The sequence below is a fragment of the Streptomyces sp. NBC_00523 genome (assembly GCF_036346615.1).
In the GTDB taxonomy this organism is placed as follows: Bacteria; Actinomycetota; Actinomycetes; order Streptomycetales; family Streptomycetaceae; genus Streptomyces.
This window is the reverse complement of the sequence record NZ_CP107836.1, coordinates 1,200,486-1,214,259: the sequence shown is the minus strand read 5'-3', so window position 1 is coordinate 1,214,259 and position 13,774 is coordinate 1,200,486. Positions and strand designations below refer to the sequence as shown.

Annotated in this window: 12 protein-coding genes; all 12 read left to right on the top strand. The window is 71.0% G+C overall.

The window, feature by feature from the left end; all coding sequences use genetic code 11:
* Positions 1–24 precede the first annotated feature (24 nt).
* The 12 genes from OHS17_RS05365 (at position 25) to metK (ending at position 13,672) form a co-directional block, all read left to right on the top strand.
* Positions 25–1,008, top strand: a complete 984-nt coding sequence (locus OHS17_RS05365; RefSeq protein WP_330315161.1) for an aspartate carbamoyltransferase catalytic subunit — start codon at positions 25–27, stop codon at positions 1,006–1,008.
* A gap of 2 nt (positions 1,009–1,010) precedes the next feature.
* Complete coding sequence (locus OHS17_RS05360; protein WP_161211725.1) at positions 1,011–2,297, top strand: dihydroorotase; 1,287 nt, start codon at positions 1,011–1,013, stop codon at positions 2,295–2,297.
* Entirely contained in the window at positions 2,294–2,869 is a 576-nt protein-coding gene (locus OHS17_RS05355; RefSeq protein ID WP_330311261.1) for a PH-like domain-containing protein, read from the top strand. The genes OHS17_RS05360 and OHS17_RS05355 overlap by 4 nt, the downstream gene beginning before the upstream one ends.
* Positions 2,866–4,005 (top strand): glutamine-hydrolyzing carbamoyl-phosphate synthase small subunit, encoded by a 1,140-nt coding sequence (gene carA / locus OHS17_RS05350; RefSeq protein WP_330311260.1) that lies wholly within the window; start codon positions 2,866–2,868, stop codon positions 4,003–4,005. Before OHS17_RS05355 ends, carA begins: the two co-directional genes overlap by 4 nt.
* Positions 3,998–7,306, top strand: a complete 3,309-nt coding sequence (gene carB, locus OHS17_RS05345) for a carbamoyl-phosphate synthase large subunit (RefSeq protein WP_073864329.1) — start codon at positions 3,998–4,000, stop codon at positions 7,304–7,306. The genes carA and carB overlap by 8 nt, the downstream gene beginning before the upstream one ends.
* A gap of 55 nt (positions 7,307–7,361) precedes the next feature.
* Positions 7,362–8,471: a quinone-dependent dihydroorotate dehydrogenase gene (locus OHS17_RS05340; protein ID WP_330311259.1), complete on the top strand. Its 1,110-nt coding sequence runs from the start codon at positions 7,362–7,364 to the stop codon at positions 8,469–8,471.
* Positions 8,468–9,307: an orotidine-5'-phosphate decarboxylase gene (gene pyrF / locus OHS17_RS05335; RefSeq protein WP_330311258.1), complete on the top strand. Its 840-nt coding sequence runs from the start codon at positions 8,468–8,470 to the stop codon at positions 9,305–9,307. The genes OHS17_RS05340 and pyrF overlap by 4 nt, the downstream gene beginning before the upstream one ends.
* A 245-nt stretch (positions 9,308–9,552) precedes the next feature.
* Positions 9,553–9,876 (top strand): integration host factor, encoded by a 324-nt coding sequence (locus OHS17_RS05330; protein WP_018103912.1) that lies wholly within the window; start codon positions 9,553–9,555, stop codon positions 9,874–9,876.
* A 38-nt stretch (positions 9,877–9,914) separates the two neighbouring features.
* Positions 9,915–10,532 carry a guanylate kinase gene (gmk, locus tag OHS17_RS05325; RefSeq protein ID WP_026171628.1) on the top strand — a complete coding sequence of 206 codons (618 nt, stop codon included), beginning with the start codon at positions 9,915–9,917 and terminating at the stop codon, positions 10,530–10,532.
* An 82-nt stretch (positions 10,533–10,614) separates the two neighbouring features.
* The gene (gene rpoZ, locus OHS17_RS05320) at positions 10,615–10,887 is read left to right on the top strand and encodes a DNA-directed RNA polymerase subunit omega (RefSeq protein ID WP_003970369.1); all 273 of its coding nucleotides are present in this window, start codon (positions 10,615–10,617) and stop codon (positions 10,885–10,887) included.
* A 134-nt stretch (positions 10,888–11,021) separates the two neighbouring features.
* On the top strand, positions 11,022–12,224 hold the full coding sequence (gene coaBC / locus OHS17_RS05315) for a bifunctional phosphopantothenoylcysteine decarboxylase/phosphopantothenate--cysteine ligase CoaBC (protein ID WP_330311257.1): 1,203 nt from the start codon (positions 11,022–11,024) through the stop codon (positions 12,222–12,224).
* A gap of 239 nt (positions 12,225–12,463) precedes the next feature.
* The gene (metK, locus tag OHS17_RS05310) at positions 12,464–13,672 is read left to right on the top strand and encodes a methionine adenosyltransferase (RefSeq protein ID WP_018103916.1); all 1,209 of its coding nucleotides are present in this window, start codon (positions 12,464–12,466) and stop codon (positions 13,670–13,672) included.
* Positions 13,673–13,774 lie beyond the last annotated feature (102 nt).

Here is a 13,774-nt window from a genome sequence, read left to right as displayed (position 1 = left end):
TCCAGCCACCCGGAGAACACCCAGATGAAGCGTCACCTCATCTCGGCCGCCGACCTCACCCGCGACGACGCCGTCCTGATCCTCGACACCGCCGAGGAGATGGCCAGGGTCGCGGACCGGCCGATCAAGAAGCTCCCGACCCTGCGCGGCCGGACCGTCGTCAACCTCTTCTTCGAGGACTCGACGCGTACCCGCATCTCCTTCGAGGCGGCCGCCAAGCGGCTCTCCGCCGACGTCATCAACTTCTCCGCGAAGGGCTCGTCCGTCTCCAAGGGCGAATCCCTCAAGGACACCGCCCTGACCCTGGAGGCGATGGGCGCCGACGCCGTCGTCATCCGCCACGGCGCCTCCGGAGCCCCGTACCGGCTGGCCACCTCCGGCTGGATCGACGGCGCCGTCGTCAACGCGGGCGACGGCACCCACGAGCACCCCACCCAGGCCCTCCTGGACGCCTTCACGATGCGTCGCAGGCTCGTCGGCCCCGACGCCGGGCTCGGCAAGGACCTCGACGGCCGCCGCATCACCATCGTCGGCGACATCCTGCACAGCCGGGTCGCCCGCTCCAACGTGCACCTGCTGACCACGCTCGGCGCCCACGTCACCCTCGTCGCCCCGCCCACCCTGGTCCCGGTCGGCGTCGAGCAGTGGCCCTGCGACGTCAGCTACAGCCTGGACGAGGTGCTGCACCGGTCCGACGCTGTGATGATGCTCCGTGTGCAGCGCGAGCGGATGAACGCCGCCTACTTCCCGACCGAGCGCGAGTACTCGCGCCGCTACGGCCTCGACGGCGAGCGGATGGCGAGGATGCCCGAGCACGCCGTCGTCATGCACCCCGGGCCCATGGTCCGCGGCATGGAGATCACCGCCGAGGTCGCCGACTCCGACCGCTGCACGGTCGTGGAGCAGGTCGCCAACGGCGTCTCCATCCGCATGGCCGTGCTCTACCTGCTGCTCGGCGGCTACGAGTCAGCCGCCCCCACCGCCGCCCGTACCGAGGAGACCAAGTAACCATGAGCAAGATCCTTATCCGCGGTGCGAAGGTACTCGGCGGCGACCCGCAGGACGTCCTCATCGACGGCGAGACCATCGCCGCCGTCGGCACCGGCCTCGACGCCGGCGACGCCACCGTGATCGAGGCGGCGGGCCAGGTCCTGCTCCCCGGCCTGGTCGACCTCCACACCCATCTGCGCGAGCCCGGCCGCGAGGACTCCGAGACCGTCCTCACCGGCACCAAGGCCGCCGCGGCCGGTGGCTTCACCGCCGTCCACGCCATGGCCAACACCTTCCCGGTCGCCGACACCGCCGGCGTGGTCGAGCAGGTCTGGCGCCTCGGCAAGGAGTCCGGCTACTGCGACGTCCAGCCCGTCGGGGCCGTCACCGTCGGCCTGGAGGGCAAGCAGCTCGCCGAGCTCGGCGCCATGCACGACTCCGCCGCCGGGGTGAAGGTCTTCTCCGACGACGGCAAGTGTGTGGACGACGCGGTCATCATGCGCCGCGCCCTGGAGTACGTGAAGGCGTTCGACGGCGTCGTCGCCCAGCACGCCCAGGAGCCCCGACTCACCGAGGGCGCCCAGATGAACGAGGGCGTCGTCTCGGCCGAGCTGGGCCTCGGCGGCTGGCCCGCCGTCGCCGAGGAGTCGATCATCGCCCGCGACGTGCTGCTCGCCGCGCACGTCGGCTCCCGGGTCCACATCTGCCACCTGTCGACCGCGGGCTCCGTGGAGATCGTGCGCTGGGCCAAGTCCAAGGGCTGGAACGTCACCGCCGAGGTCACCCCGCACCACCTGCTCCTCACCGACGAGCTCGTCCGGAGCTACAACCCGGTCTACAAGGTGAACCCGCCGCTGCGCACCGAGGCCGACGTCATGGCGCTGCGCGAGGCGCTGGCCGACGGCACGATCGACTGCGTCGCCACCGACCACGCCCCGCACCCGCACGAGGACAAGGACTGCGAGTGGGCCGCGGCCGCCATGGGCATGGTGGGCCTGGAGACCGCGCTCTCCGTCGTCCAGCAGACGATGGTCGAGACCGGGCTCCTCGACTGGGCCGGCGTCGCCGACCGCATGTCGGCCCGTCCCGCCGCCATCGGACGGCTCGACGGACACGGCCGCCCCGTCTCGGCCGGTGAGCCTGCCAACCTCACGCTGGTCGATCCGGCATACCGTGGAGAGGTGGACCCCGCAGGCTTCGCCTCCCGCAGCCGCAACACCCCGTACGAGGGGCGCGAGCTGCCGGGCCGAGTGACCCACACCTTCCTGCGGGGCCGTGCCACGGTCGTCGACGGGAAGCTCGCGTGACAACACAGACCCTGTACCAACTCGCCGCCGAGCAGAAGTCGGCGGAAGTCACCGACTGGTCCGCCCGGATCAGCTGGGTGATCGGACTCCTCGTCCTCGTCGCGTTCGTCTACTGGCTGATGCGCCAGGGCTGGAAGTGGCGCGGTAACCTCCAGTCCGACCTGCCCGCCCCGGCCACCGCGCCCGAGGGCTTCGCGGACGGCGAGAAGCTGCTCACCCTCTCCGGCCGCTACCACGCGTCGACCACGGCCGGGCAGTGGCTCGACCGGATCGTCGCCCACGGCCTCGGCACCCGCAGCCGCGTCGAGCTCACCCTCACCGCCGAGGGGCTCGACGTCGTACGGCCCGGCGCCGCAAACTTCTTCGTCCCGGCCGCCGACCTGCGCGGCGCCCGCACCGAAAAGGCACTGGCGGGCAAGGTCCTGCCCGAGGGCGGACTCCTCGTCATCACCTGGGCGCTCGGCGACCGGCTGATCGACTCCGGGTTCCGCTCCGACCACTCGGCCGAACACCCCGCCTGGGTCGACGCCGTCAACCACCTCACCAGCACTACGGAAGGCATCGCACGATGACGACCTCCACCCGGGGAGCCCAGGTTCCCGCCGTACTCGTCCTGGAGGACGGCCGCATCTTCCGCGGCCGCGCCTACGGGGCTGTGGGGGAGACCTTCGGCGAGGCGGTCTTCTCCACCGGCATGACCGGCTACCAGGAGACGCTGACCGACCCCTCGTACCACCGCCAGGTCGTCGTGATGACCGCCCCGCACGTCGGCAACACCGGCGTCAACGACGAGGACCCCGAGTCGAAGCGGATCTGGGTCTCCGGCTACGTCGTCCGCGACCCCGCCCGCACCCCCTCCAACTGGCGCTCCCGCCGCACCCTCGACGAGGAGCTGGCGAACCAGGGCGTCGTCGGCATCAGCGGCATCGACACCCGCGCCCTCACCCGCCACCTGCGCGAGCGCGGCGCCATGCGCGTCGGCATCTTCTCCGGCGCCGCGGTCGCCGACGAGGCGGCGATGCTGGCCCGCGTCCAGGAGGCCCCCGAGATGAAGGGCGCCGACCTGTCCGCGGAGGTCGCCACCAAGGAGGCGTACGTCGTCCCCGCGATCGGCACCAAGAAGTTCACGGTCGCCGCGGTCGACCTCGGCATCAAGGGCATGACCCCGCACCGGATGGCCGAGCGCGGCATCGAGGTCCACGTGCTGCCCGCCACCGCCACCCTGGAGGAGGTCTACGCGGTCGCCCCGGACGGCGTCTTCTTCTCCAACGGCCCCGGCGACCCGTCCACCGCCGACCACCCCGTCGCGCTGATGCAGGGCGTCCTGGAGCGGCAGACCCCGCTCTTCGGCATCTGCTTCGGCAACCAGATCCTGGGCCGCGCGCTCGGCTTCGGCACGTACAAGCTGAAGTACGGCCACCGCGGCATCAACCAGCCCGTGCAGGACCGCTCGACCGGCAAGGTCGAGGTCACCGCGCACAACCACGGCTTCGCCGTCGACGCCCCCCTCGACAAGGTCTCCGACACCGCCTACGGGCGCGCCGAGGTCTCCCACGTATGCCTGAACGACCAGGTGGTCGAGGGCCTTCAGCTGCTCGACCGGCCGGCCTTCAGCGTCCAGTACCACCCCGAGGCGGCCGCCGGCCCGCACGACGCCGCGTACCTCTTCGACCGCTTCGTTTCCCTGATGGAGGGCCAGCGTGCCTAAGCGCTCCGATATCCAGTCCGTCCTGGTCATCGGCTCCGGCCCGATCGTCATCGGGCAGGCCGCCGAGTTCGACTACTCCGGCACCCAGGCGTGCCGCGTGCTCAAGGCCGAGGGCCTGCGCGTCATCCTGGTCAACTCCAACCCCGCGACGATCATGACCGACCCGGAGATCGCCGACGCCACGTACGTCGAGCCGATCACCCCGGAGTTCGTCGAGAAGATCATCGCGAAGGAGCGCCCCGACGCGCTGCTTCCCACCCTGGGCGGCCAGACCGCGCTGAACACCGCGATCTCCATGCACGAGAACGGGGTCCTGGAGAAGTACGGCGTCGAGCTCATCGGTGCCAACGTCGAGGCCATCAACAAGGGCGAGGACCGCGACCTCTTCAAGGGCGTCGTGGAGGCCGTCAAGGCGAAGATCGGCTACGGCGAGTCCGCCCGCTCGGTCATCTGCCACTCCATGGACGACGTCCTCGCCGGCGTCGACACGCTCGGCGGCTACCCCGTCGTCGTCCGCCCCTCCTTCACCATGGGCGGCGCCGGCTCCGGCTTCGCCCACGACGAGGAGGAGCTGCGCCGCATCGCGGGCCAGGGCCTCACGCTCTCCCCGACCACCGAGGTGCTGCTCGAAGAGTCCATCCTCGGCTGGAAGGAGTACGAGCTGGAGCTGATGCGCGACCGCAACGACAACGTCGTGGTCGTCTGCTCCATCGAGAACTTCGACCCGATGGGCGTCCACACCGGCGACTCGATCACCGTCGCCCCGGCGATGACCCTCACCGACCGCGAGTACCAGCGGCTGCGCGACATCGGCATCGCGATCATCCGCGAGGTCGGCGTCGACACCGGCGGCTGCAACATCCAGTTCGCGATCGACCCCACCGACGGCCGCGTCATCGTCATCGAGATGAACCCGCGCGTCTCCCGCTCCTCGGCGCTCGCCTCCAAGGCCACCGGCTTTCCGATCGCCAAGATCGCCGCCAAGCTGGCCGTCGGCTACACGCTGGACGAGATCCCGAACGACATCACCGAGAAGACCCCGGCCTCCTTCGAGCCGACCCTCGACTACGTCGTCGTGAAGGCCCCGCGCTTCGCCTTCGAGAAGTTCCCCTCCGCCGACTCCACCCTCACCACCACCATGAAGTCGGTGGGCGAGGCCATGGCGATCGGCCGGAACTTCACCGAGGCGCTCCAGAAGGCCCTGCGCTCCCTGGAGAAGAAGGGCTCGCAGTTCACCTTCACCGGCGACCCCGGCGACAAGGCCGAGCTGCTGGCCGAGGCGGTCCGCCCGACCGACGGCCGCATCAACGCCGTCATGCAGGCGATCCGGGCCGGCGCCACCCAGGAGGAGGTCTTCGACGCCACGAAGATCGACCCCTGGTTCGTGGACCAGCTCTTCCTGATCAAGGAGATCGCCGACGAGCTGGCCGCCGCCGACAAGCTCGTCCCCGAGCTGCTGGCCGAGGCCAAGCGGCACGGCTTCTCCGACGTCCAGATCGCCGAGATCCGCGACCTGCGCGAGGACGTCGTCCGCGAGGTCCGCCACGCGCTCGGCATCCGCCCGGTCTACAAGACGGTCGACACCTGCGCCGCCGAGTTCGCCGCGAAGACCCCGTACTTCTACTCCTCGTACGACGAGGAGACCGAGGTCGCGTCCCGCACCAAGCCCGCGGTGATCATCCTGGGCTCCGGCCCCAACCGCATCGGCCAGGGCATCGAGTTCGACTACTCCTGCGTCCACGCCTCCTTCGCGCTCAGCGACGCCGGCTACGAGACCGTGATGGTCAACTGCAACCCGGAGACGGTCTCCACCGACTACGACACCTCCGACCGCCTGTACTTCGAGCCGCTGACGCTGGAAGACGTGCTGGAGATCGTGCACGCCGAGTCCCTGGCGGGCCCGATCGCGGGCGTCGTCGTCCAGCTCGGCGGCCAGACCCCGCTGGGCCTGTCGCAGGCGCTCAAGGACAACGGCGTGCCCGTCGTCGGCACCTCCCCGGAGGCGATCCACGCCGCCGAGGACCGCGGCGCCTTCGGCCGCGTCCTGGCCGAGGCCGGCCTGCCCGCCCCCAAGCACGGCACCGCGACGACCTTCGCCGAGGCCAAGGCGATCGCCGACGAGATCGGCTACCCCGTCCTCGTACGCCCGTCGTACGTGCTCGGCGGGCGCGGCATGGAGATCGTGTACGACGAGGCCCGGCTCTCCGCGTACATCTCCGAGTCCACCGAGATCAGCCCCACCCGGCCGGTCCTGGTCGACCGCTTCCTCGACGACGCCATCGAGATCGACGTCGACGCCCTCTACGACGGCACCGAGCTCTACCTCGGCGGCGTCATGGAGCACATCGAGGAGGCCGGCATCCACTCCGGCGACTCCGCCTGCGCGCTGCCCCCGATCACCCTCGGCGGCCACGACGTCAAGCGGCTGCGCGCCTCCACGGAGGCCATCGCCAAGGGCGTCGGCGTCCGCGGCCTGATCAACATCCAGTTCGCGCTCTCCGGCGACATCCTCTACGTCCTGGAGGCCAACCCGCGCGCCTCCCGGACCGTGCCCTTCACCTCGAAGGCGACCGCGGTCCCGCTCGCCAAGGCCGCCGCCCGGATCTCGCTGGGCGCGACCGTCGCCGAACTGCGCGAGGAGGGCCTGCTGCCGAAGACCGGCGACGGCGGCACGCTGCCGCTGGACGCGCCGATCTCCGTCAAGGAGGCCGTCATGCCGTGGTCGCGCTTCCGCGACATCCACGGCCGCGGCGTCGACACCATCCTCGGCCCGGAGATGCGCTCCACCGGCGAGGTCATGGGCATCGACTCGGTCTTCGGCACCGCGTACGCCAAGTCGCAGGCCGGCGCCTACGGGCCGCTGCCCACCAAGGGCCGCGCCTTCATCTCGGTCGCCAACCGCGACAAGCGCTCGATGATCTTCCCGGCCCGCGAGCTGGTCGCCCACGGCTTCGAGCTGCTGGCCACCTCCGGCACCGCCGAGGTCCTCAAGCGCAACGGCATCAACGCCACGGTCGTGCGCAAGCAGTCCGAGGGCGCCGGTCCGAACGGCGAGCCGACCATCGTCCAGCTGATCCACGAGGGCGGTGTCGACCTCATCGTCAACACTCCGTACGGGACCGGCGGCCGGCTCGACGGCTACGAGATCCGCACCGCGGCAGTCTCCCGCTCCGTGCCCTGCCTGACCACGGTCCAGGCGCTCGCCGCGGCCGTCCAGGGCATCGACGCCCTCAACGGCGGAGACGTCGGCGTCCGTTCCCTCCAGGAACACGCGGAACATCTGACCGCGGCCCGCGACTAGGAAGCCCACAGGGGGACACCGGAAACGGTGTCCCCCTCTTCATGAGGACACCGTGATGTACAAGTTCTTCTTCCAGCTGGTCTTCAAGCGCATGGACCCGGAGCGCGCCCACTACCTGGCCTTCCGCTGGATCCGCCTGGCCGCCCGCGTCCCCGTGCTGCGCACCTTCCTGGCCGCCGCCCTCGCCCCCCGGTACAAGGAGCTGCGCACCGAGGCCCTGGGCCTGCGGATGCACGGTCCCTTCGGGCTCGCCGCCGGCTTCGACAAGAACGCCGTCGCGATCGACGGCATGGCGATGCTCGGCTTCGACCACGTCGAGATCGGCACCGTCACCGGCGAGCCGCAGCCCGGCAACCCCAAGCAGCGGCTGTTCCGCCTGGTCGCGGACCGCGCGCTCATCAACCGCATGGGCTTCAACAACGAGGGCTCGGCCGCCGTCGCCGACCGCCTGGCCGCGCGCAACCCGGTCTTCCGCACCACCGTCGGCGTCAACATCGGCAAGACCAAGGTCGTCCCCGAGGCCGACGCCGCCGCCGACTACGTGAAGTCCACCGAGCGCCTGGCCGCCCACGCCGACTACCTCGTCGTCAACGTCTCCTCGCCCAACACCCCCGGCCTGCGCAACCTCCAGGCCACCGAGTCGCTGCGCCCGCTGCTCACCGCCGTGCGCGAGGCGGCCGACCGCACCGTCACCCACCGCCGCGTCCCGCTGCTCGTCAAGATCGCCCCGGACCTCGCGGACGAGGACGTCGACGCGGTCGCCGACCTGGCCGTCGAGCTGGGCCTGGACGGCATTATCGCCACCAACACCACCATCGCCCGCGAGGGCCTGGGCCTGAAGTCCCCGGCGTCCTTGGTGAAGGAGACCGGCGGCCTGTCCGGCGCCCCCCTCAAGGAACGCTCCCTGGAGGTCCTGAGCCGCCTGTACAGCCGCGTCGGCGACCGCATCACCCTGGTGGGCGTCGGAGGCGTCGAGAACGCCGAGGACGCCTGGCAGCGCATCCTGGCCGGGGCCACCCTCGTCCAGGGCTACAGCGCCTTCATCTACGAGGGCCCGTTCTACGCCCGCGCGATCCACAAGGGCCTGGCCGCGCGCCTGGCCGCCTCCCCGTACGCCACGCTCGCCGACGCCGTCGGCGCGGAATCCCGGAAGGCAGCGAAATGACCCTGGAACCCTTCGGCGCCCGACTGCGCCACGCCATGGACACCCGTGGCCCGCTCTGTGTCGGCATCGACCCGCACGCCTCCCTGCTCAGCGCCTGGGGGCTCCCCGACGACGTGGCGGGACTGGAGCGCTTCACCCGTACGGTCGTCGAGGCGCTGGCCGACCGGGTCGCCGTCCTCAAGCCGCAGTCCGCGTTCTTCGAGCGGTTCGGCTCACGCGGCATCGCCGTCCTGGAGAAGGCCGTCGAGGAGGCGCGCGCGGCCGGCGCCCTGGTCCTGATGGACGCCAAGCGCGGCGACATCGGCTCCACCATGGGCGCCTACGCGGCGACCTACCTGGACAAGGACTCGCCGCTGTTCTCGGACGCGGTCACCGTCTCGCCCTATCTCGGCTTCGGCTCGCTGCGGCCCGCGCTCGACGCGGCGGCGGTCTCCGGCGCCGGTGTCTTCGTCCTCGCGCTGACCTCCAACCCGGAGGGCGCCGAGGTGCAGCGCGCCACCGCCGCCGACGGCCGTCCGCTGGCCCAGCTGATGCTCGACCACATGGCCGCCGAGAACGCGGGCGCCGCCCCGCTCGGCTCGGTCGGCGCGGTCGTCGGCGCCACGCTGGGCGACGCGGGCGTGGACCTCGCGATCAACGGGCCGCTGCTCGCCCCGGGCATCGGCGCGCAGGGGGCGACCCCGGCCGATCTGCCGGGCGTCTTCGGCGACGCGGTCCGCAATGTGGTGCCCAGCGTGAGCCGGGGCGTGCTGCGCCACGGCCCGGACGTCGCGGGGCTGCGCGAGGCCGCCGGACGGTTCGCGGACGAGGTCCGCGCGGCCGTCTCGGACCGCTGACCCTGCCACGTAACCGTGTGTTGACGGAATCCTGACGAAAAAACTCGGTGGTTATGCCTGAAAAGTCCTGGTCGGCAGAGGCTGACCAGGACTTTTCGTCTGTTCTCGCTGACTCCGGCGGCCTTGGCCGCTAGTCTCCGTCGAGAGCCGACGCGCACGGGGTGTTCGCGGCTCAGCAGGTGAGGGGCGATCCCGCTGCCTCACCGGTCCGTATCCGACAGATCGACATCCGAGGTGACGTAGGCGTGGCTCTTCCGCCCCTTACCCCTGAACAGCGCGCAGCCGCGCTCGAAAAGGCCGCCGCGGCTCGCCGGGAGCGGGCCGAGGTCAAGAATCGACTCAAGCACTCCGGCGCCTCCCTCCACGAGGTCATCAAGTCGGGGCAGGAGAACGACGTCATCGGCAAGATGAAGGTCTCCGCCCTGCTGGAGTCCCTGCCCGGTGTGGGCAAGGTCCGTGCCAAGCAGATCATGGAGCGGCTCGGCATCTCCGAGAGCCGTCGTGTGCGGGGTCTTGGCTCCAACCAGATCGCATCCCTGGAGCGCGAGTTCGGCGGCACCGCCGCCTGACGTTCTCAGGCACCCCTGAGAACCTGGATAATCGCTCCATGGCTGCAACATCCCGGGGGACGTCCCCCGTACCCCCGGACGTACGTCCGCGGCTGACCGTGCTCTCCGGCCCCTCGGGGGTCGGCAAGAGCACGGTCGTCGCGCATATGCGCAAGGTCCACCCCGAGGTGTGGCTCTCGGTGTCGGCGACGACCCGCAAGCCCCGCCCCGGCGAACGCAACGGCGTCCACTACTTCTTCGTGGACGACGAGGAGTTCGACAAGCTGATCGCCAACGGTGAGCTGCTGGAGTGGGCCGAGTTCGCCGGCAACCGCTACGGCACGCCGCGCCGCGCCGTGCAGGAGCGGCTGGAGGCCGGGGAGCCGGTGCTCCTGGAGATCGACCTCCAGGGCGCCCGGCTGGTCCGCCAGTCCATGGCCGACGCCCAGCTGGTCTTCCTCGCCCCGCCGAGCTGGGAGGAGCTGGTCCGCCGGCTCACCGGCCGGGGGACCGAGGCGCCCGAGGTCATCGAACGCCGGCTCGGCGCCGCCAAGGTGGAACTGGCCGCCGAAGCGGAGTTCGATACGACGCTCGTCAACACCTCCGTCGAGGACGTGGCACGTGAGCTGCTAGCCTTGATGCTGGAGGCTTCCGGCCACCGCGCCGCCGGCGAGTGAAACACCGGCAGCGGGGGCCCGGCACCAAAGCCCCTGACTGTCAAAGAATTCTTTGATCTTCATCCCCTTCGGAAGGCAGAGCGTGTCCTCTTCCATCACCACGCCCGAGGGCATCATCAACCCGCCGATTGATGAGCTCCTCGAAGCAACCGACTCGAAGTACAGCCTCGTGATCTACGCCGCCAAGCGCGCGCGCCAGATCAACGCGTACTACTCGCAGCTCGGTGAGGGCCTCCTCGAGTACGTCGGTCCGCTCGTCGACACCCACGTGCACGAGAAGCCGCTCTCGATCGCGCTCCGCGAGATCAACGCGGGCCTGCTCACGTCCGAGGCCATCGAGGGCCCCGCGCAGTAAGCAGCGAGGACGCACCTTCACCCCGGGCCCGGCGGATCATCCGCCGGGCCCGAGGTGTGTTCCGGGCCGACCGTCCGGTGCGGGTACCCGTGAGGCAGCATGGAGGCGTACGCAACCGAGTGCGGGGAGACGCAGTGGACAAGCCGAAGGTCGTTCTGGGGGTCAGCGGCGGCATCGCCGCGTACAAGGCGTGCGAGCTGCTGCGCCGGCTGACCGAGTCCGGCCACGACGTACGGGTCGTCCCCACTGCGTCCGCCCTCCACTTCGTCGGCGCCGCCACCTGGTCGGCGCTCTCCGGGCACCCCGTCTCCACCGAGGTCTGGAACGACGTCCACGAGGTGCCGCACGTCCGGATCGGGCAGCACGCCGACCTCGTCGTCGTCGCCCCCGCCACCGCCGACATGCTGGCCAAGGCCGCCCACGGCCTCGCCGACGACCTGCTCACCAACACCCTGCTCACCGCCCGCTGTCCGGTCGTCTTCGCCCCGGCGATGCACACCGAGATGTGGGAGCACCCGGCCACCCAGGAGAACGTCGCGACGCTGCGCCGCCGGGGCGCCGTCGTCATCGAGCCCGCCGTCGGCCGCCTCACCGGCGTCGACACCGGCAAGGGCCGGCTGCCCGACCCGGGCGAGATCTACGAGGTCTGCCGCCGGGTCCTCGCCCGGGGCACGGCCGCCCCCGACCTCGCGGGCCGGCATGTGGTGGTCAGCGCCGGCGGTACGAGGGAGCCCCTCGACCCGGTCCGCTACCTCGGCAACCGCTCCTCCGGCAAGCAGGGCTACGCGCTCGCCCGCACCGCCGTCGCGCGCGGCGCCCGGGTCACCCTGGTCGAGGCCAACACCGGGCTGCCCGACCCGTCCGGCGCCGACATCGTCCGCGCCGGAACCGCGACACAGCTGCGCGAGGCCGTGCTGAAGGCGGCCCGGGACGCCGACGTCGTGGTCATGGCGGCCGCCGTCGCCGACTTCCGGCCCGCCGAGTACGCCACCGGCAAGATCAAGAAGAAGGACGGTCAGGAGCCCGCCCCGATCGCGCTCGTCCGCAACCCGGACATCCTCGCCGAGGTCTCCGCCGAGCGCGCCACGCCCGGGCAGATCGTCGTCGGGTTCGCCGCCGAGACCGACGACGTCCTGGCCAACGGCCGCCAGAAGCTCCGCCGCAAGGGCTGCGACCTGCTGGTGGTCAACGAGGTCGGGGAGCGCAAGACCTTCGGCTCCGAGGAGAACGAGGCCGTGGTGCTCGCCGCCGACGGCACCGAGACCCCCGTCCCGTACGGGCCCAAGGAGGCCCTGGCCGACACGGTGTGGGACCTCGTCGCGGCGCGCCTCGGATGAATTTCCGGTGACACGCCGGGGCCGGGAGCACCCCCGCGACACGGTCCCGGACCTTGCGGCAGCTGGCTTCCGGGGCCTTCCGGCCCTGGTGGGACACGTCACAGGACGGCCAAAGGGCGAGACACGTTGTCCGCCGGCCGGAGCCGACCGATAAACTGCTCCCTGGACCGTGCCGGGCGCAGCTCCCGGACCGTCCGGCCAATGATCAGCCAGCAGCCGCTGCAACCCCAGGGAGCGATGTGTCCCGCCGTCTCTTCACCTCGGAGTCCGTGACCGAGGGCCACCCCGACAAGATCGCCGACCAGATCAGCGACACCATTCTCGACGCGCTCCTGCGCGAGGACCCGTCCTCCCGCGTCGCCGTCGAGACCCTGATCACCACCGGTCTCGTGCACGTCGCGGGTGAGGTCACGACCAAGGCGTACGCCGATATTCCGACGCTGGTCCGCAACAAGGTCCTGGAGATCGGCTACGACTCCTCGAAGAAGGGCTTCGACGGCGCCTCCTGCGGCGTCTCGGTGTCCATCGGGGCCCAGTCCCCGGACATCGCCCAGGGCGTCGACACCGCTTATGAGAAGCGGGTCGAGGGCGACGAGGACGAGCTCGACAAGCAGGGCGCCGGCGACCAGGGCCTGATGTTCGGCTACGCCTGCGACGAGACCCCCGAGCTCATGCCGCTGCCGATCTTCCTCGCGCACCGGCTCTCCCGCCGGCTGTCCGAGGTCCGCAAGAACGGGACCATCCCCTACCTGCGCCCCGACGGCAAGACCCAGGTCACCATCGAGTACGACGGCGACAAGGCCGTCCGCCTCGACACGGTCGTCGTCTCCTCGCAGCACGCCAGCGACATCGACCTCGACTCGCTGCTCGCGCCCGACATCCGCGAGTTCGTGGTCGAGCACGTGCTGAACCAGCTCATCGAGGACGGCATCAAGCTCGACACCGAGGGCTACCGCCTGCTGGTCAACCCGACCGGGCGCTTCGAGATCGGCGGCCCGATGGGCGACGCCGGTCTCACCGGCCGCAAGATCATCATCGACACCTACGGGGGCATGGCCCGGCACGGCGGCGGCGCCTTCTCCGGCAAGGACCCGTCGAAGGTGGACCGCTCTGCCGCCTACGCCATGCGCTGGGTCGCCAAGAACGTCGTCGCCGCCGGCCTCGCCGCCCGCTGCGAGGTCCAGGTCGCGTACGCGATCGGCAAGGCCGAGCCGGTGGGCCTCTTCGTGGAGACCTTCGGGACCGCCGCGATCGAGACCGAGAAGATCGAGCACGCCATCGGCGAGGTCTTCGACCTCCGCCCGGCCGCGATCATCCGCGACCTCGACCTGCTGCGCCCGATCTACGCCCAGACCGCCGCGTACGGCCACTTCGGCCGCGAGCTGCCCGACTTCACCTGGGAGCGCACGGACCGGGTGGACGCGCTGCGCGCCGCCGCCGGTCTGTAAGCACCGCAACGCCGGTCATCCGCCGGAGCCCGGACGCCGTCACGGTGTCCGGGCTCCGGCGTTTCACGGCGGAGGGGTACGGGGACGGGCGGCGCCGTTGTC

Excerpts from the sequence above, each read along its gene's own strand:
- OHS17_RS05365 (WP_330315161.1), top strand. The coding sequence starts at position 25 with ATGAAGCGTCACCTCATCTCGGCCGCCGACCTCACCCGCGACGACGCC.
- OHS17_RS05360 (WP_161211725.1), top strand. The coding sequence starts at position 1,011 with ATGAGCAAGATCCTTATCCGCGGTGCGAAGGTACTCGGCGGCGACCCG.
- carA (WP_330311260.1), top strand. The coding sequence starts at position 2,866 with ATGACGACCTCCACCCGGGGAGCCCAGGTTCCCGCCGTACTCGTCCTG.
- OHS17_RS05340 (WP_330311259.1), top strand. The coding sequence starts at position 7,362 with ATGTACAAGTTCTTCTTCCAGCTGGTCTTCAAGCGCATGGACCCGGAG.
- pyrF (WP_330311258.1), top strand. The coding sequence starts at position 8,468 with ATGACCCTGGAACCCTTCGGCGCCCGACTGCGCCACGCCATGGACACC.
- gmk (WP_026171628.1), top strand. The coding sequence starts at position 9,915 with ATGGCTGCAACATCCCGGGGGACGTCCCCCGTACCCCCGGACGTACGT.